Here is a 19,468-nt window from a genome sequence, read left to right on the forward strand (position 1 = left end):
ATACAAACGAAAAGGGCGGGATTTCTCCCGCCCTTTTGCCGCTTACTCCAATAAGCGTTGGAATTTTGCTTAGCCGATCTTGGTGATCTCAATGGAGCCGATACGGCCGCTCATAGCCGATCCGCCATAAGCCTGGGCATAAGCCGCCGCTTCCTCAGCGTCGCCCCAGATGGTGATCGTCAGCTTGCCGTCGGTCACTTCCACGTTATAGGTGTTCGGGCCGCCGTAGTTATCCGAAGCAACGCCTTCGGGCGTAACTTGGGTATGTATGTCGTCCTTGTTGTCCTGGAAGTAGAAGTGGGTGGTGTTGATGGAATCCTTCGCGCCGGTGTACATAAAGACACGATAGGTGCCGTTGGGCAGGTCTACCATGAACTTATATTCCGCGCCGCCTTCCGCGTACACAAAGTCGCAGATCTTCGCGCCGCCCGCCGCGGTCTTATAGGAATTGATCTCGCGGTCAAAACCGTACGCCTGGAGAAGTTCCAGCTTCTTGTTGTAGACGGTCTTCTCGGTCATCTGGGTGAAGCCGCCCTGAACCGGAGAAGTTTCGGTGCCGAAGTCGATCTTCCAGGAGGTCTGCCAGGCCGAGTTCGGGTCGACCAGGGACTTGGCCTCGGAAGCGGTCAGCGCGGTGCCGTAGATGGTCAGATCGTCCACATAGACGGTGCCCTTGCCTGCGCCTACGCGGACGTCCAGGTTGGAGAGAAATTCAAAGACAAAGGACATGTCTTCCGGCAAAGAGTAGACCTGCTCGCCGTCCACGTAAACGGCAATGCCGTCTTTACTGGTGGTGAACATGAAATAGGACCACTGATTGGAGGGAATAAACTCGGAAGGAATCGTGAGGAACGGCTCTCCTTCAATGTTTGCCTCAAAGAGGGAGGTGGAACCGGTGGTCTTGACCCACATGCCGATGCTGAAGCCCTCGGTGATGCCCTGGAAGGTATCGGACGGCAGCTTCAGGTAGTTTTCTTTGGAATCGTTTTCGTTGGTGACAGACAGAACCATGCTCTTATCGGCGTCGTTATAAGCAGACGCGGAACCGACCATGGTGCCGATGCCCACAAGACTGCCGGAGTTCTTGGTATAGAAGCCGTCGTTGGTACCGAAGTTATAGTTGTAAAGCGGGGTACCGCTGTAAGCTTCCGTATCCTCGGCAGCCTTATTGACCCGGACATTGAATTCCTTGATGGTCAAAGCGCCGTTTCTCATGACAACTGCAGTCAGAGTCGCGGTCTTGTTTTCGTCGGCACGGGTGATTTCACCGCAGGCCTTGATGACGGATGCGTCGCTGGTGGCCCAGAACACGGTGGTACCGAAATCGCCGGTGCTGCGCAGCGGCAGATCCACAGAAGTGGAGGAGGGCACGCTCAGCTTAGCCGCCGCGGCGTTAACCGCTTCAAAATCGCTGTCGCTGGTGGACAGGCGGGAACCCCAGATGGCGGTGTTGTTGCTGCCGTAAGCAGAGAAGGTCATAACCTGGCGCTTAAGGCCGGATTCATCCTGCTGCTTATAGAAAACGCCTTTATAGGTCACACCGTTGATGACCGCGTTCATATAATAGGTGCCCTCGGTCATGCTCCAGGTGCCTTCGATGTCGCCGGTGATGGTGCCGTCGGCATTGAGCGTGACAAGCAGGGTATCCTGCATGTAGGAGCTGGTGAGAGTGCCGTGGTCGACGAACTCGTAGTCGCCCACGATTTCGTCGAGCGCATAGCCGGTTTCAGAAATCTGATCGCCGGCATTCTCATAGACAGCCATGACCGGCCATCCCTCTTCGTTGCGGAACATCTGATGGATGCGGTTCTGATGGTTACCGCCGGTTTCAAACCGCTGGTGATAGATGTTGTAAAGCTGGCCGTCCACCACGATCATGGAATCGTGGCCGCCGTGCTTGTAGCCTTTGCTAAGGTTGGAGAAGTCATAGTTGCCCATGATCTTGACGCCGTATTCGTCCAGATTGGTCACATCCTCGCCGACCGCACCGTTCTTACCGGTGATGTCCACATAAGGGCCGGTGACGTCCTTGGAACGGAAAAGGCGCTGGTTGTAACCTTCGGTGATCTGGCCGTAGGTCACGTCAAGGTAGTAGTAATCGGAAACCGGGTCGTACACAATGTACGGACCTTCGCCGCCCAGAGAGTAGCCGCTCTGGATGCGGATACCAAAGTAACGGTCGATCTGCAGACCGGCCTCGGTGGTGCCGTCCTTGCCCGGGTATTTGGGCATGCCGGTGGCCGCGTCAAGCTCCAGCAGCCAGATGCCGCCCGCGTGAGAACCGTATACCATCCACATCTTGCCGTCCTTGTCAGTAAAGACAGCGGGGTCGATGCACTGGGGATATTCGGCCACGTTGTAGGTGCCGTCCGCCAGAACCCAGTCGTTGTTGAAGCCTTCCAGGGTGCCGGCTGCGATCAGCTCATCCAGATGGGTGTTGGTGTAGATGGTGTCCACCGTGACACCGGGCTCGTCCGGGCCGCCGCAGGTGGTGAAGCCGGAGTAGACCACGTTGGCGCCGAAGGTATACGGGCCGGTGATGGACTGGGAAGTAGCAAAGCCAATAACGCCACGCTTATAGTTGGAAGACGCCGGATAGTAGATCATGTAAGCGCCCTTGGTGCCGTCCTTATTGACGAAATCCTTATTATAGATGACGCAAGGCGCCCAAATGGCGGTGCCGTTGCCGGCGTTGGTGGAACCATCCTTATAGCCTGCGAAGGACAGGTCCAGATTGGAAGCGATATCGGAGCCGTAGAGACTCGTGCGCACGCCAGTCCAGTTAATCAGGTCAGAGGACTTGGCCACGCCCTGATTGGAACCGAAGATGTAGTACTCGCCCGTGTCCTTATCCTTGACGATGGACGGGTCATGCACGGAAGAACGGCTCTTGGAATCGGCCGGGTCAAACTCTTCCGGCTGGTAGGCACCCACACTGACGGTGAAGGTTTCCCCGGAGTCGATCCATCTCTTGGAGTCGTCCGCATACTTCACCGTAAAATTACGGATGCCGCGGCTGCCCACGCTGGTCATCAAAACCCAGCTGCGGGTGCCGTCGTCGTTCTCCGAGTAAAGGCGGGTGCTGACCATACCGTTGCCGTACTCGTTAAAGAGCGCGACCTGGGTGGTGCCTTTGCCGGTTACCACAGTCACCGGGAACAGCTCGTTGACCGCCGCGGAAGTGGGGCCGTTGGCGCTGATAAAGGTCGGCTCCTCATAGTCCGGGACGTCCGGCTCATACTTCTGCACGATCTTGAAGGAAACGGTAACGCCGGTATCCACGCCGTCCGCCATAACCTTCAGGGTGCGCTCACCCATAGTGGCTACGTTGAGAGTGATGGTCCAGGTGTTGGTGCCGTCTCCATTGGGGGTAGAGACACGGTCGGATACCAGACCCGCGCCGGATTCATTGGCTAAGTACACCTTTGCCGCCGACGCAGGGGCCTTGACGGTTACGACGATCGGATCCGCGATTCCATAAACCTCTCGGTCGGCGCTGGCGGTATAGGAATCCGCCGCGAAAGCCATGACCGATCCGAAGCTCATCATGCTCACGATCATCATAACAGCCAGAACCACAGACAACAGCTTTTTGAGTTTCATGTTTGATCCCCTTTCACTTTCTTTTCTCATTGCAGCCGTTTCTCGCTCTAAAAAGCAACATTTCTACATGTAGCAGCCGCAATACGCAAATGGTAGCCCCATCGGATGCGCCCGAAAAAATTTGCACAAATTCATCCTTTCTATCAACGGAATTTGATGAGGTTTCCCATGTGTTTTTAGTGTACTACATCTTCAATTGAGAATAAAGCTAAATTTTTAGAAGAAAAAAACGGTTTTTTAAACGTTTTTTTGTTGGAACAGGCATTTCTCAGAGCGGAGCACGTTTTCTCCCGGTTCTGGGATAAATCCGTCCATATGCCGCGCATAATTTCATATTTATGCAACATTTATTACATACATTTTCCGTACAAGATTTCTTGTGTTTTTTCCCGGAATGCAATTTTTTTCCGGATATCCAGGTTTCACTGCATTTTTATTTCTTGCATTTTCCACTTATAGAAAATATACGATAAAAATGACGTTGCTTTTTCCCAGTTTCATGTAATTGTGCGGACGACTGCGCGCAGAAGGCGTATGGAGTTCTCCGACACACCGCCTTGCGCGTACATAAGAAGGAACAGCGGCAAAAGAGTATCTCTTTATGGAAAACAAAAGCGACAAAAGTAGACTCTGGAACTTTCTAGCAAGTATGGCTTTTTGACGGCAGCCGTAGTATGATAAAAGAAAGCCGCCGGGAAAACAAGCGGCATTTGGAAGGTGATGACGTGAAACGCTGCATAGTCGAGTCTGGAATAGTGGATAACAAATAAAACAGGAGGATTCCCATGACTATTCCAGAAAATAGATATCCGCGCGCCAACGACCGGGATACGGTCTATTTAAACCGGGTGGTTACCAACCCCAACATCCAGGTGGGGGACTATACCTTTTATCACGATTTTGTCCGCGACCCTGCCCAGTTTGAAACAAATAATGTACTCTATCATTATCCAGTCAACAAGGACCGGCTGCTCATCGGAAAGTTTTGTTCCATCGCCTGCGGCGCCAGGTTTCTCTTTACCAGCGCGAACCATGCCCAAACATCCCTGTCCACCTATCCCTTTCCCATCTTCTTTGAAGAATGGGGCCTGGAGAAGGAACAGGTCACGTCCGCATGGGACAACAAGGGCGATATCGTCATTGGCAACGACGTTTGGATTGGATATGAGGCGGTCATCCTGTCCGGGGTGCACATCGGCGACGGCGCTGTTATCGGTGCCCGGGCAGTCGTAACCAAGGACGTGGCGCCTTACACGGTGGTAGGCGGAGTTCCGGCCAAAAAGATCAAGCTGCGCTTTGACGAGGAAACGGTCCGGCGGCTGCTTACCCTTCGGTGGTGGGATTGGCCGGCGGAAAAAATCCAAAAAAACCTTTCCGCGATCACTCAGGGAAACCTGGCGCTTCTCAACGATTAATCCTGTGCAAAATCTATTTGCCTGCACAAAAAGGAGCAAAGCGAAACGCTTTGCTCCTTTTTCCTTTTTCTCTGCCTTTTTTCAGGAACAGCCGCTCCAGCCGCAGGATTTGCAGATGGAACAGCCTCCTTCAAACACCAGCTCTTCCCCGCACTGAGGGCAGGGATTCTCCGCGTCCGTTTCAGGCTCCTTCTTTTCTTCCGTCAGGCCCAGCTCCTCCTGAAGCTCCTTCCACATATCAAGCAGGGCGTTGCCCACCGCGATGGGGCAGCATGCCCCTTTGGAGGTATCATGCTTGGTGGCGGTACGCACCGCGTAGGAAGGACAGGAGCCGCAGCTGTAAAGCTGGTCGACGATGGTATGAATGTCGCACCCGCTGCGGGCGGATAGGGAGATCATCCGAGAAAGGCCGATCATAAAGTTGTTGCAGCCGCCGGTGGAACCTTTGTTGAGATAGGTTTCCAGCAGCGCGCCGGTCTGCGGGTCAAAGAAAGCCGTACAGTGCAGGCTGCCGCAGCCGGTCATCAGCTTGCGCTTTTTGCCCACTACGTTGTTACTGACCTGGACGATCTCGCCCCGGCGCAGGCCGGAGGGCTCCCGGTCGGCTTTTTTCTCGTCCACCGTCAAAATTCCGGTGCGGCGGCAACCGTCCCGGAAGATGGTGACGCCCTTGAGCCCTTTTTCCCAGGCGAGCTGGTAAAGGGCCTGAGTTTCTTCCTCGGTAAAGGAATTGGGCACGTTGACCGTAGAGCTGATGGAGGCATCAATGTGACGCTGCCACACCGCCTGCATAGCGATACGATCCCGGTAGTCAATGGTCTGGGCGGTAACGAACCATGCGGGCAGCTCCTCGTCATCCACTATTCCATGGGCGGTGCGGTACTGCTGCACAATGGGGGTATATACCTTATAATAAACGTCCTTGCCGTGCAGAGACTCGGTCTTTCGCTCATAATAATTGGCAAAGACCGGTTCAATTCCCCCGGAAATACCCAGCATGGTGGATAAGGTGCCGGTGGGAGCGATGGTCAGAAGCTGAGAATTGCGCAGGCCGTACTGGGAGACAAGCTGTGCCGTTTCCTCGTCGGCGTTTTCCTGAAAGTAAGGAGTTTGCATAATTTCCGCCACGTTGCATTTGGGGTACGCCCCTTCTTCTTTGGCAAGAAGGGCGGAGGCGGCCATGGCTGCGTTGCTCATAAGACGGCCGATCCGGTCGCACAGCTCCACCGATTCAGGCGAACCGTAAGGAAGCTCCAGGTCAATCAGCATATCCGCGATACCCATGACCCCAAGGCCGATCTGACGCCAATTGCGGACACTGTCCTTCTGTTCCTCAAGCGGATGCAGCGGCAGTCCCTCGTCGAGCACATCGTTGAGCGCCTTGACCGAAACCGCCACCGCCTGGCAGAAGGCTTCCTCGTCGAACTGCTTGTCTTTGACAAAGGCGGCCAAGTTCAGGCTGCCAAGCAGACAGCTGCCGCCGGCCGGAAGAGGTTCCTCGGCGCAGGGATTTGTGCCGGCAAAGACGAATTCCTTGGTATTGCTCAGCAGGTTCCATCTGCAAATGCGGTCCCAGAACAGAGCACCAGGTTCTGCAAAGTCCCAGTTCATCCGGGCAATTTCGTTGAAAACTTTCCGGGCACGCACGGTTTTCGTGATGGTTTCGCCGGTGGCCTTACGGGTAAAATGCAGGGTGAAATCCGCGTCTTCCTTCACCGCCTGCATAAAGGCGTCGGAAATGCGCACGGAAATGTTGGCTTTGGTCACCCGGGTTAAGTCGGACTTGACATGGATGAATTCCTCCAAATCTGGATGGGCGCAGTCAATGGAAATCATCAGCGCACCCCGCCGGCCGTTTTGCCCGATCAGGCCGGTGACCATGGAGTAAAGGTCCATAAAGGAGACCGAGCCGGAGGTAGCTTTCGCGGTATTGTTGACCATAGCGCCCCGGGGGGCCAGGCCGGAAATATCAATGCCGCAGCCGCCGCCGAAACTGAAGGTGCGGGCAAGCTTTTTGGCGCAGTCAAAGATGGATTCTAGACTGTCCTCGGGCGGGGTGAGCACATAGCAGTTGCTGTAGGTCACCTTGACGCCGTCCTTATATAAACCGCGGTTGGAGAGGATACGCCCTCCAAACAGGAACTTCTTCTGCGCGATGAGGCCGCGCACCTCCCCGTCCCCGCCGCTGACCCGGTCAAGCCATTCTTCAAAGCTTTCCTGCCGGTAGCAGTACTTGCTCTGCCAGATATCGATTCCCAATTGATTGTGTTCTCCCAGCCATTCCTGGACCGTCATACTGGTTCCTTCCCTTCCATTCATAAAATACGTCCATAGTCCCTGTCTGTTTTTACGGTCTCTGTTTTCTGCATACGACGGTTTCGTCGCCTTGCTTCCTAGTATACCACTTCCCTGGCCCAGCGCAAAGACCCGGAATATTTTTACGTTTGCCGTGAAAAAATCCCCGGCACGCGATGCGTACCGGGGATCTCACTGGAGGCGCCACCCAGACTTGAACTGGGGAATCAGGGTTTTGCAGACCCGTGCCTTACCACTTGGCTATGGCGCCGTATAGGAATGGACGCTTCTCATCCACATCTTGAATTCCAGAAGCGTCCATTCATTTGGAGCGGACTACGAGGCTCGAACTCGCTACCTCCACCTTGGCAAGGTGGCGCTCTACCAGATGAGCTAAGTCCGCAAACTGGTGCCTCCGGGCGGAATCGAACCACCGACACGGGGATTTTCAGTCCCCTGCTCTACCGACTGAGCTACAGAGGCAAATATGGCGACCCGGAACGGGCTCGAACCGTCGACCTCTAGCGTGACAGGCTAGCGTTCTAACCAGCTGAACTACCGGGCCATTTGTTTGGTGGGAACAACAGGGCTCGAACCTGTGACCCCTTGCTTGTAAGGCAAGTGCTCTCCCAGCTGAGCTATGCTCCCTTTTCCAAGTGTTCCCGGTGTTTTACCGGCGACTTGTATATATTACTATAAGTCGCGGGGATTGTCAACACCCAATGCAAAATTTTTCGGCAAGAAATTTGCATGTATGTCAGCGCTCATTTTGTCGGCAGAAATTCCAATGGAAACCGGTTTGGTATGCTTCCCGCTTCGATAGAAGCCGTACACAAACGGAAGCCTTTTTCGTTGCCGCTGGTTCCCATGATTCAGGGTATGCGCATACAAAGAAAAATATACCTGCAAATGCAAAAAGCAACCCTTTTTTCTGTGCATGAAAAAAGAACCGGCCGCCGCATATTTCTTCTTTTCCCCGGTCATACTATTACCGCAATGAGAACAAACCAATTGCGTTTGCTTGTTCTCAACGCAAGAGCAGCCGGCGGCTAATTCCGCCGGCTGCTTTCCTGTGTAATACCGTAAATTAAGAAAAAGAGCGCGTAGGAGGGCCATTCAGGCCCTACGCGCTCTTTTTGATACACACTGCCCGGCGGTTAAGATAGGGTCAACTGTTCTCCAATGTCCTCCTGGGCGGGCAAGGCGCCGGTAGCGGGGATATTCTTGGTGCGGTACCGGTCTGGCTTTGCGAGCATCCCATCCTTATAAGGGGTTACGGCCGCCATCCGGTGGTTTTTCTTCAGGGTCATCACCGAAACGCCGATGGTATCCCGGGTGGCCTTGGGAGAAATGGCTCCCGTGTGCACCAGGAGCATCCGGCGGGAGGAAGACTTGAGGAGTACCTCCCGGTCCTCGGGCAGATAGAGAATCCCAGCTAAAGGCGACTTGTCCGAATAGGCGTTTACCAGCTTCTTGCGGTTGGTCTTGGTGGCGTATTTCTCGAAGGACACCTTCGCAGCCTTGCCGTTTTCGAACACAAAGAGCATGAAGCCCGCATAATCCTTGGTGGCCACCAAGTAGATCACGTTCTCGCCCTCGTCCATTCCCAGCTTTGCGGGAATATAGTCGCCGAGCGTGCTGATGCGGGTGTCGTCAAAATCGGAAGCCTTGGCTTTATAGACCTTACACTGGTCGGTAAAGAACAAAAGGTCGGTATTGTTGGTAGCCTCCATTGCCTGGGCTACCGCATCCCCCTCCTTGAGCTTATGCTCCGAACTCATGCGAAGAGACTGGGGGGTGACCTTCTTAAAGTACCCTTCCCTCGTCAGGAACAGGTGGACCGGGTAATCGGGCACCTCCTCCTCGATCTCCATATCCTTCACCTCGTAAAGGATTTCCGACCGGCGGGGCTGGCCGTATTTCTGAGCGATGGCGGTCAGTTCCTTGATGATGATCTCTTTTACCTTGCGTTCGCTGCCTAAAATAGCGGTGAGCTCTTCGATTTCCTTCTCCAGCTTCTCGGTTTCCTCCATGCGCTTGAGGATGTATTCCCGGTTTAGATGGCGAAGCCGGATTTCCGCTACGTATTCCGCCTGGATTTCGTCGATGCCGAACCCGATCATCAGATTCGGTACCACCTCCGCTTCCTCTTCGGTTTCCCGGACGATGCGGATGGCTTTGTCGATGTCCAGCAGGATTTTGGACAGGCCCTTGAGCAGATGCAGCTTGTCCTGGGCTTTTTTTAGATCAAAGGACACCCGGCGGCGCACGCAGCTGCTGCGGAATTTCACCCATTCGTTTAAAAGCTCCTTAATGCCCATCACCTTGGGCACTCCGCCGATGAGCACGTTGAAGTTACACGAGAAGGTATCCTCCAGGGGCGTCATTTTGTAGAGCTTCTGCATCAGCTTGTCCGGATCCGCGCCCCGCTTTAAGTCAATGGTGATTTTCAGGCCCGCCAGGCCCGTCTCGTCCCGGATGTCCGCCACTTCCCGGACCTTCGCGCTTTTGACCAGCTCCACCACCTTGTCGATGATCGCTTCAATGGTCGTGGTGGGTGGAATCTGAGTAATGTCGATGCAGTGGCTCTCCTTGTCGTACTGGTAGACCGCGCGCACCCGCACACCGCCCCGGCCGGTGCGGTAGATCTTATCAAACCCGTCCCGGTCGTAGAGAATGCGCCCGCCCAAAGGAAAATCCGGCGCCTGCAGCGTGGAAGCCACGTCGTGGTCCGGGTCCTTCATCAGGGCGATGGTGGTCTCGCAGACCTCCCTGAGGTTAAACGGGCAGATGGAACTTGCCATACTGACCGCGATGCCGGTGTTGGCGTTGACGAGCACCGTGGGAAACGCCGCGGGCAGCAGAGTGGGTTCCTTTAAGGTATTGTCGTAATTGTCCACAAAGTCCACGGTGTTCTTGTCGATATCCCGGAAGAGCTCCTGGCAGATGGAATCGAGCTTTACCTCGGTGTACCGGGAGGCGGCGTACATCATGTCTCTGGAATAGGACTTGCCGAAGTTCCCCTTCGAATCCACAAAGGGATGCAGCAGGGTTTCGTTTCCCCGGGAGAGACGGACCATGGTTTCGTAAATGGCGGCGTCCCCGTGGGGGTTTAGCTTCATGGTGGAGCCCACTACGTTGGCGGACTTGGTCCGCGGCCCGGTCAGAAGCCCCATCTTGTACATGGTGTAAAGCAGCTTGCGGTGGGAAGGTTTGAACCCGTCGATCTCCGGCAAGGCCCGGGAGACGATGACGCTCATGGCGTAGGGCATGTAATTCTTCTCCAGCGTATCGGTAATGGGCTGGATGACCACCTCCCCCGCGCCTTCGATGTACCCCTTCATGGCGGGCTTTCTTTGGGGCGCAGACTTTCGTTTTCTCGGCGGCATACGGATCCTCCTTTCCCGTTAAGATACGTCGGCCATATCCAGGTAATCCTGGCCGAACTGCGAAATAAAATCCTTGCGTCCGGGCAGATTGTCCCCCAGAAGCAGGTCGAACATGGCGGCGGTTTTTTCCACCTCGGCCGCCGTCACCTGAATGAGCCGACGGGTATCCGGGTTCATAGTGGTCAAGCTCATCATTTCCGGTTCGTTCTCGCCAAGCCCCTTGGATCGCTGGAGGGTGTACTTCACGTCCCCGATCTTCTGCAACACCTGGGTCTTTTCCCGGTCAGAATAGGCAAAATAGGTTTCATCCCTGGTGGTGATCTCGTAAAGGGGCGATTCGGCAATAAATACCTTTCCCTCGTCAATGAGGGTGGGCATAAGCCGGTAAAGCATGGTGAGAATCAGGGTACGGATCTGAAACCCGTCCACGTCCGCGTCGGTGCAGATGATGACCTTGTTCCAGCGCAGGGCGCTCAGATCAAAGGAGGAGATGTCTTTGTTGGCCTTGGTTTTGACCTCCACCCCGCAGCCGAGCACCTTGCAAAGGTCGGTGATGATGTCGTTTTTAAAAATGCGGTCGTAGTCGGCTTTCAGGCAGTTCAAAATTTTGCCCCGCACCGGGATAATGGCCTGAAAATCCGGGTTTCTGGCCTGCTTACAGGCGCCCAGGGCGGAGTCTCCCTCCACGATGTACACTTCCCGGATGGAGGTGTCCTTGCTGCGGCAGTCGACGAACTTTTCCACGCGGTTGGACAGGTCGATGTTGCCAGAGAGCTTTTTGCGGCTGGTGATGCGCAACTTCTCCGCTTCCTCCCGGCTTCGCTTGTTCACAAGCACCTGGGCGGCGATTTTCTCTGCGTCCAGGGGGTTCTCGATGAAATAAACCTCCAGCTGATGGCGCAGAAACTCGGTCATGGCCTCCTGGATGAACTTGTTGTTGATGGCCTTTTTGGTCTGGTTTTCGTAAGAGGTCTGAGTGGAGAAGGAAGAAATGACCACGATCAGACAGTCGGCCACGTCCTGAAAGGTAATCTTGCTTTCCGACTGCTTGTATTTGGAGTTTTGCTTGAGCCAGGCGTCGATCTGGGAAACGAAGGCGGAGCGCACCGCCTTCTCCGGCGCGCCCCCATACTCGAGCCAGCTGGAATTGTGGTAGTATTCCGCGGTGCAGACCTTGTTGGAAAAGCAGACGGCGGCGTTGATCTTCACCTTGTATTCCGGCTTGTCCGCCCGGTCCCGGCCCCGGCGCTCGGTCTGCCACAGCTGCACTCCGGTCATGGCCGTATCCCCAGCCAGCTCCGCCACATGGTCGGCAATGCCGTTTTCATAGAGGTACTCGTAGGTTTCAAACCCGTTCTTTCCCTCGTCCTTCAAAAGAAAGCGCAGCCCCGCGTTGACGATGGCCTGGCGCTTTAAAATATCCTGGTAGTATTCGAGAGGGATCGCAATGTCGGTAAACACCTGCAAGTCCGGGCGCCAACGAATTCGAGTCCCGGTGGGATGACGGGGAGACGCCGGTTCCTTGTGAAGCCCGCCCACGTTTTCTCCGCGCTCGAAATGCAGGGTATACTTTGTGCCGTCCCGGTAGATTTCCACGTCCATATACTCGGAAGAATACTGGGTGGCGCACAAGCCCAAGCCATTGAGGCCCAGAGAGAATTCATAGCTTTCCGCGTCCATATTGTTGTACTTGCCTCCCGCGTACAGCTCGCAGAAAACCAACTCCCAGTTGAACTTCTCCTCTTTGGGATTATAGTCCACCGGGATGCCGCGCCCAAAGTCCTCCACTTCCACCGAGCCGTCCCCATAGCGGGTGACGATAATTTGCTTGCCGAAGCCCTCTCTCGCCTCGTCGATGGAGTTGGAAAGAATCTCGAACACCGAATGCTCGCAGCCCTCCAGCCCGTCCGACCCAAAGATAACCGCCGGGCGTTTGCGCACCCGGTCCGCCCCTTTGAGCGAGGATATGCTGTCATTTCCGTACTCCTGTTTTTTCTTTGCCATGTTGCCTCTCCTTCCGGCATGGATTGCTTTTTGCCGCAAAGACGGCATACGCTCAAATGTAGAAAATTTTTCCATTATCGAAAACGCTTATATTTATTCAATTTACACCATTCCCGAAACTCTGTCAAGTATACCAGCTGGATGGTCCTCTTTACACAGATACAACCGAATTCCATACTGCTGGGTATATGTTTTATTGTTATGGAAAAAACGGTCCTCTGTTTTCATCCGCTTCGGCTCTCGGCGTTGAGACCTATGAAAAGATGGCGTACGACTCATTTATTCGACCTCTTTTGCAAAAAACACGTCCTGTTGCGCTTCTATAAACCCATTCTTTTTATAAAAGTAATATGCAGGAGCATTTTTATTCGTTTTCAATATAATTCGTTTGATTCCTCTTTCCCGGAGAAATATTTCGATTTGCCGCAAGAACTCCGTACCCGCGCCAGAGCCCTGCTTCTCTGTTTTGATCCCAAGGTCATCAATACAATACTCCGTACCGGTATACCAATGCCTAACTCTTCCAAGCGAAACGCCAATCATTTGTCCATTCTCAAATAACCCGAGCGCCAATGAGTTGGGGTTTCCGACCAAATCCACAATATACGCGCAAAACTGAGCTTCATCGCTCCAATCATCGTTCCATGGGGCCGCTGAAAAGGCGTCACGAATCAAATTCCGGATTTCTCCACTCTCAGCAATACTTAGTTTTCTCAGTTCAAAATTCATTTTAATACCCCTTTCTGCCGTATTGAGAAAATAAAAAACGTATGCAAGGACCAGCCTTGCATACGGAAAAGGTGCTCAACCGATGGATGTTCTGCTTTTTTATTTTATCAACCGTTGGGAGAAATGTCAATCCAACGTACAAAAGCCTTTCTTTGTCCGAGACGATTGCCGTCTTTTGGGAAAACGATAAGCAGGAGCGTCAAAAGGCGCTCCTGCTTTGCATATGAAGCCATTATTCCTTGTCGTTCAAGGTATGGTTCTCCTCAGAGGAGTCGGTGCCCAGGTAGTTCTGAGGCATTGCCGATTCCTCCACCTGTTTGGGTTCCGCTTCCATAATAGCCCGGAATTCCTCTCCGGAAAGCTTCTCTCCGCTGAAGAGGGCCATGGCAACCTCGTGCAGCTTCGCCATATGATCGGTGAGGATCTTCTCGCAGTGACGGTAGCCGGTCATCACGATGTTGTGCACTTCGTTGTCAATCTTGTTGGCCAGCTCCTCGGAATACTCGCGGGTATGGCCGAAGTCACGGCCCAGGAATACCTCGTTCTGGCTGGAACTGTAAGAAATCGGGCCGATGGTATCGCTCATGCCGTATTTCATGACCATCTTTTTGGCCATGTCGGTGGCCCGCTCGATATCGTTGGAAGCACCGGTGGAAATGTCGCCCAGCACCACCGCTTCCGCCACCCGGCCGCCCAAGAGGCTGACGATCTGCTCGTTCATCTCCAGCTTGGTCATGTGAGCCTTATCCTCTTTGGGCAGAGACATGGTATAACCGCCCGCCATGCCCCGGGGGATAATCGAAATCTGATGGACCGGGTCCTGAGTCGGCAGGAAATAAGACGCAATGGCGTGGCCCGCCTCGTGATAGGACGTAATCTTCTTATCCCGCTCGTTGACCACGTGAGAACGCTTCTCCACGCCCATGACCACCTTGATGGTGGCTTCCTCCACCTCGGCCATGGTGATGGCCTTGAGGCCCTTGCGGGCGGCCAGGAGCGCCGACTCGTTGAGCAGGTTCTCCAAATCCGCGCCGGTAAAGCCGGAGGTGGTTTTCGCAATGGTGGACAGGTCCACGTCCGGGGCAATGGGCTTGCCTCTGGCGTGTACCTTCAAAATCTCTTCTCTGCCCTTGATGTCCGGATAGCCCACCATAATCTGGCGGTCGAACCGGCCCGGACGCATCAGGGCGGGATCCAGGATATCCGCGCGGTTGGTGGCCGCGATCATGATGACGCCTTCGTTGGCGCCAAAGCCGTCCATTTCCACAAGCAACTGGTTTAGCGTCTGCTCGCGCTCGTCGTGGCCGCCGCCGAGACCCGCGCCGCGCTGACGGCCAACCGCGTCGATTTCGTCGATAAAGATGATGCAGGGCGCGTTCTTCTTGGCCTGCTCAAACAGGTCGCGCACACGGGACGCACCTACGCCTACGAACATCTCCACAAAGTCAGAGCCGGAGATGGAGAAAAACGGAACGCCCGCTTCGCCCGCCACCGCGCGGGCCAGCAAGGTTTTACCGGTACCGGGAGGGCCCACCAGCAGCACGCCCTTGGGCACCCGGGCGCCCAGCTCGTTAAACTTGCGGGAGTTTTTGAGGAAGTCCACGATTTCCCGGAGCTCTTCCTTTTCCTCGTCCGCGCCCGCCACATCTGCAAAGGTGGTTTTCCTCTTTTCGTCCGAAACCTGCTTGACCTTGGCCTTACCGAAGTTCATGGTTTTCGAACCGCCGTCGAGTCCCTGGGTCATCCGCCGCATCATAAAGACGTACAGAAGCACCATGGCAACGATCAGGATGATGGTGGGCAGGAAGCTTAGCAGCCAGGGCATATCCGACGCCGGCTGGTATTCGTATTTCATCTGGTCGGCGGGAGCCTTGCCTTCGTTGTACGCTTCGATGTAGGGCAGGGTGTCTTCCCGGAAGATGGTCAGGTTCGCAAGCTTATAGCTGATTTTTTTCTTGGTGCCGTCTTCCTCGTTGACGATCATCTCCATGTTACCGCTGCCCGTGTCCACCACAAATTCAGAGACCTTCTCGTCTTTAAAATACTGGAGGATTTCCGAGTATTGCAGGGTTTTCTGCGGCGTGGACATCAAAAACATGTACACCACGATGATGATCAAAATGGGAACACCCGCGTAGATTAACAGATTCCGGACATGTTTATTCAAGTATTTATTCACTCCTTGCGCCTTTGTGACAGGCGTAATCTCTCAATTACGAGTCAATGAACTCTGGCTTCAATACCCCGATGAACGGGAGATTGCGGTACTTTTCATTATAGTCAAGCCCATAGCCCACAATGAACCGGTCCTCTACCAGGGCACCCGTGTAATCCGGGAACACCTCGCTTAAGCGCCGGGCGGGCTTGTCGAGCAGAGTGCAGATTTTAATGCTGGCCGGGTTTCTTGCTTTTAATGTTTTGAGTATATAAGAAAGGGTCATGCCGCTGTCGAGAATGTCCTCCACAATCAGCACATCATAACCCTCGATTGGCTTTTTCAAATCCATAAGAATCCGGACCATGCCGGAGGGTTTGGTTCCTTCGTAGCTGGAAATCGCCATAAAGTCCACACAGCAGGGCACGGTGATGGCGCGCATCAGGTCCGCAATGAACATAAACGAGCCTTTTAAAATCCCTACTATAAGTAAATTCTTTCCGATATAGTCCCGGCTTATTCTCTCGCCCAGACCGCTGACGATCCGCATGAGTTCCTTTTCATCAAAAAGAACCGACTCCACATCCTCCATCATAAGCCATCTTCCTCCCTAACGTCAAGTAGCAGCAGGGAAATCGTTTCCCCCGTGGCCGTTACCCGCCGGTCGCATCCAAACCCTTCCACCCACACGATTCCTTCGTCATCCTCCACCACGGCGACCGCGTCCCGGTCTTTGGGCGGGATGTTCGCTTCCTGAAAGAGCTTTTTCAGAGATTTGGTGCAGTTTCGCCTGGAAAGAGTGAGCTTATCGCCGGGCCGGCGGCTTCGGACCCGTAAAGTTCCCTTTATTTTAGCATAGTCAAGGGCATGATAAAATAAAAAATTGTAAACATTCTGTCCGTCCCGTTCCATTTTCTGCGTGCAAATCCAGCGGCAGCCTACTTTGGTTTCTCCCGGGACGGCAAGGGCTGTGGCCGGCAGGAACGTTTTCTCTTCCTCCTCTTTTCCAGAAACCGTCAGCCTGCCGCGCTGCACCGTCATACGCACGCCGCCGGGCAGGTCTGTGCTTCCTCCTCCATGGAGAATCCCGGTAAGCGCCGGTTCATGCGCCGCGCCTATGGACCCGCCCGCATTCTTTGCCAACCGCACCAAGGCGCGAAACCGCAGTGGGGAAGGCAGCTTTGCCAAAGCGGCGGCATCGAACCCCTCGTCTTTTTTGGCAGCCGAAAGGGCGTTCTGTGCCAGGGTTTCCAAGAGCTCCTCTTCCTCCCGCAGAAACCGAGTCATGCGGGAAATCCCGGAAAGCAAGCTTGGGTTGAGACCTTTTAGCACCGGTGTCACCGAAAGACGAAGCTGGTTGCGGGCAAATTCACTGGAAAGGTTGGAAGAATCGGTCACATAGGATAGGCCGTGGGTCTTGCAGTAGGCCTCGATTTCCGCTCGTTCAAAGAAAAGCAGCGGGCGGATGATCCTTTCCCGCACCGGTGGGATGCCGCACAAGCCTTTGAGCCCCGTTCCCCGGACTAGGTTTAAAAGAACGGTTTCCAGATTGTCGTCGGCGGTGTGGGCGGTGGCAAGTACGGCACCGTGCTTTTTCGCCTGCGCCTCCAAGAAGGCGTAACGAAGCCGCCGGGCGCATTCCTCCACCGATTCCCCGGTACACGCCGCTTCCCCTTTGACGTCCACCCGCGTGCTGAAATATGGGACCGACCAGGCTTCGCAAAGGGTTCGGCAAAAAGCCTCGTCCCGGTCCGCCTCGTCCCCACGCAGGCCGTGATGGACGTGCCCCGCCAGCACCGTCAGCTTCCGGGTTTTCCGAAGCAGAACAAAACGATGAAGAAGCGAAACCGAATCGGCTCCTCCCGACAGGGCGACCAGCACGGTTTCGCTTGCGCAGAGCATATGAAACTGCTCGAGAGTCTCAACAAATTTATCCATTGGGTCGAATAAACTCCTGCGTCGTAAAGCGGGTGAACTGGCCCTCCCAGTGGAGCGGCACCGTTTCCACCGCGCCGTGGCGGTTTTTGGCGATGATGAGCTCGGCGGCGTTGGGGTTTTCCGACTGGCCGCCGTCCTCCCCGTCCTTATAGTACGTGCTGCGGTACAAGAACATGACCACGTCCGCGTCCTGCTCGATGGAGCCGGAGTCGCGCAGGTCGGCAAGCTGAGGGCGGTGCTCCGCCCGGTGCTCGCTGCCGCGGGAGAGCTGGGCCAGCAGCAAAACCGGCACGTCCAGGTCCTTGGCCATAACTTTGAGGGTCCGAGTGATCTCGGAAACCTCCTGGACCCGGTTTTCCGTGCGCCGGCCGGTGGTCATCAAACCCAAATAGTCGATCATCACCAGGTCCACCTGCTTCATCCGGCGAAGCTTCGCCTTAATTTCCGGGACGGTGATGGTGGAGGTATCGTCAAAATAAATAGGGGCGTTATGGAGCATGGAAGCCGCCATGGAAAAGGATTTCCACTCCTCCGGCGACAGACGCCCGGAGGTCAGCTGCGGCCCGGAAATGCGCGCTTCCGAGGAAAGCATACGCATGACAAGCTGCATGCAGGACATTTCCAAGGAGAAAAACGCCACCGTTTTCTTCTGCTTCACTCCCACGTTGTAGGCAAGGTTTAAGGCAAAGCTGGTTTTGCCCATGCCAGGGCGGGCCCCCAGAATAAGCAGGTCTGACTTATTGAAGCCGGTGAGCACCGCGTCCACCCCGGAAAGGCCGGTGGACAAGGGCGCAAATTCGCCGGTTTCGTCGGTGGAGAGTTTTTGCAGCCGGTCGTAGGCTTCCACGATGACGCTGCCGATGTGCCGCAGTTCCCCCGTGTCCCGGCCTTGGCGGATGTCGTAGATTTTCTGCTCGGCGCTGTCTAAAAGCACGTCGGCAGGAGTCTGCCCGTCAGCGGCGGTGTCGATGATTTCCCGGGACGCCAGGATCAGGGTGCGGATGTCGTACTTATTGCGTACAATCTCCGCATAGGTCATGACGTTTGCGATGGACGGGACCATCTGGGCGAGCTGGGTTAAGTAGGTTTTGCCCGCCGCGTCGTCATACACCTCCGCCGCCGTGAGCGCTTCGAGAACGGTGACAAAGTCCACCGGCTTCTGAAAGTCCTCCAGTGCGCACATCTGGGCGTAGATGGCCCGGTGCTGGGCCAGATGGAAATACTCCGGCTTTCGCAACACGCTGCGCACCCGGGAAAGACAGGAGCTGTCCAGCAAAATAGCACCCAAAACCGACTGCTCCGCTTCCAGGCTATAAGGCAGATTCAGCCCGTCCATTCCAAACGAATTCGACGCCGCACACATAAATTCCGGTTCCCTCCCTTCCTTCTCATTTATGCACCAAGATGCAGGCGGGGAAATTCCCCGCCTGCATCCGTCTTATCGGTTGCGCCTGCGTGCCGATAAACCGCACGGCTTTGTTGTTTATTCGCCTACGAGCACGTAAATATCCGCGGTAATGCCGGTGTAAAGCCGGACCTGGGCCTCATAGGTGCCGAACGCTTTGATGTCGCCGTCCATGGCGATTTTGCGCTTATCAATCTCCACACCCAGCTGCTTGCCCAGCGCCTCGGCCACTTCCTTGGAGGTCACCGAGCCGAAAAGCTTGCCGCCCTGGCCCGCCTTGGCGGAAATCTTCACCGTCTTTCCGGCAAGCGCTGCCGCCGCTTCCTTTGCCGCTTTGATTTCCATCTCCTGGCGGTGCTTCGCGGCCTGCTCTTTATTCTTAAAATCGTTCATCGCCTGGGCGTTGGCTTCCATCGCCAGGCCCTTCGGCAGCAGAAAATTGCGCGCGTACCCGTCGGACACGTTTACAAGCTGCCCGGCCTTGCCGGAGCCCTTCACGTCCGCCTTTAAAATCACCTTCATACCGATTCCCCCT

General features: G+C 55.0%; 12 protein-coding genes and 5 tRNA genes. 2 read left to right on the forward strand and 15 right to left on the reverse strand.

What is annotated here, in order from left to right; all coding sequences use genetic code 11:
* Window positions 1-69 precede the first annotated feature (69 nt).
* Window positions 70-3,603, reverse strand: coding sequence for a lipocalin-like domain-containing protein (locus tag WMO26_RS03885; RefSeq protein ID WP_349218273.1), 3,534 nt, complete (start codon window positions 3,601-3,603; stop codon window positions 70-72).
* Between the two features lie 785 nt (window positions 3,604-4,388).
* On the opposite strand from WMO26_RS03885, the gene WMO26_RS03890 reads away from it, so the two are divergent.
* The gene (locus WMO26_RS03890; protein WP_349218275.1) at window positions 4,389-5,018 is read left to right on the forward strand and encodes a CatB-related O-acetyltransferase; all 630 of its coding nucleotides are present in this window, start codon (window positions 4,389-4,391) and stop codon (window positions 5,016-5,018) included.
* An 81-nt stretch (window positions 5,019-5,099) separates the two neighbouring features.
* Here WMO26_RS03890 and WMO26_RS03895 read toward each other — a convergent pair whose 3' ends face one another.
* From WMO26_RS03895 to WMO26_RS03920, 6 genes are all read right to left on the reverse strand, one after another.
* A complete protein-coding gene (locus WMO26_RS03895) occupies window positions 5,100-7,313 on the reverse strand; it encodes an adenosylcobalamin-dependent ribonucleoside-diphosphate reductase (RefSeq protein WP_349218276.1) in 2,214 nt (737 codons plus the stop codon).
* A gap of 196 nt (window positions 7,314-7,509) precedes the next feature.
* Window positions 7,510-7,584: transfer RNA gene (locus WMO26_RS03900), tRNA-Cys, on the reverse strand.
* A gap of 56 nt (window positions 7,585-7,640) precedes the next feature.
* Window positions 7,641-7,716 (reverse strand) — tRNA-Gly (locus tag WMO26_RS03905).
* A gap of 4 nt (window positions 7,717-7,720) precedes the next feature.
* Window positions 7,721-7,796, reverse strand: a tRNA-Phe gene (locus tag WMO26_RS03910).
* 5 nt (window positions 7,797-7,801) lie between these two features.
* Window positions 7,802-7,878 (reverse strand) — tRNA-Asp (locus WMO26_RS03915).
* Between the two features lie 7 nt (window positions 7,879-7,885).
* A tRNA-Val gene (locus WMO26_RS03920) sits at window positions 7,886-7,961 on the reverse strand.
* A gap of 102 nt (window positions 7,962-8,063) precedes the next feature.
* Here WMO26_RS03920 and WMO26_RS03925 point away from each other — a divergent pair.
* Window positions 8,064-8,366, forward strand: a complete 303-nt coding sequence (locus WMO26_RS03925) for a hypothetical protein (protein ID WP_349218278.1) — start codon at window positions 8,064-8,066, stop codon at window positions 8,364-8,366.
* A gap of 104 nt (window positions 8,367-8,470) precedes the next feature.
* Here the strand turns inward: WMO26_RS03925 and WMO26_RS03930 are convergent, their stop codons facing one another.
* The 8 genes from WMO26_RS03930 to rplI form a co-directional block, all read right to left on the reverse strand.
* Window positions 8,471-10,702 (reverse strand): DNA gyrase subunit A, encoded by a 2,232-nt coding sequence (locus tag WMO26_RS03930; RefSeq protein WP_349218280.1) that lies wholly within the window; start codon window positions 10,700-10,702, stop codon window positions 8,471-8,473.
* Window positions 10,703-10,720: 18 nt separating this feature from the next.
* Window positions 10,721-12,706, reverse strand: a complete 1,986-nt coding sequence (locus WMO26_RS03935; protein ID WP_349218281.1) for a DNA gyrase/topoisomerase IV subunit B — start codon at window positions 12,704-12,706, stop codon at window positions 10,721-10,723.
* Window positions 12,707-12,985: 279 nt separating this feature from the next.
* Window positions 12,986-13,435, reverse strand: a complete 450-nt coding sequence (locus WMO26_RS03940; RefSeq protein WP_349218283.1) for a GNAT family N-acetyltransferase — start codon at window positions 13,433-13,435, stop codon at window positions 12,986-12,988.
* A 232-nt stretch (window positions 13,436-13,667) separates the two neighbouring features.
* On the reverse strand, window positions 13,668-15,602 hold the full coding sequence (ftsH, locus tag WMO26_RS03945) for an ATP-dependent zinc metalloprotease FtsH (RefSeq protein ID WP_349218285.1): 1,935 nt from the start codon (window positions 15,600-15,602) through the stop codon (window positions 13,668-13,670).
* A 46-nt stretch (window positions 15,603-15,648) separates the two neighbouring features.
* Window positions 15,649-16,185, reverse strand: coding sequence for a hypoxanthine phosphoribosyltransferase (gene hpt, locus WMO26_RS03950; protein ID WP_349218287.1), 537 nt, complete (start codon window positions 16,183-16,185; stop codon window positions 15,649-15,651).
* Window positions 16,182-17,528, reverse strand: coding sequence for a tRNA lysidine(34) synthetase TilS (gene tilS, locus WMO26_RS03955; RefSeq protein ID WP_349218288.1), 1,347 nt, complete (start codon window positions 17,526-17,528; stop codon window positions 16,182-16,184). The genes hpt and tilS overlap by 4 nt, the downstream gene beginning before the upstream one ends.
* Entirely contained in the window at window positions 17,521-18,891 is a 1,371-nt protein-coding gene (gene dnaB, locus WMO26_RS03960) for a replicative DNA helicase (RefSeq protein WP_349218289.1), read from the reverse strand. Before dnaB ends, tilS begins: the two co-directional genes overlap by 8 nt.
* A gap of 120 nt (window positions 18,892-19,011) precedes the next feature.
* On the reverse strand, window positions 19,012-19,455 hold the full coding sequence (rplI, locus tag WMO26_RS03965; protein ID WP_349218290.1) for a 50S ribosomal protein L9: 444 nt from the start codon (window positions 19,453-19,455) through the stop codon (window positions 19,012-19,014).
* Window positions 19,456-19,468 lie beyond the last annotated feature (13 nt).

This window comes from Solibaculum intestinale, assembly GCF_040096205.1.
Lineage (GTDB): Bacteria > Bacillota > Clostridia > Oscillospirales > Acutalibacteraceae > Solibaculum_A > Solibaculum_A intestinale.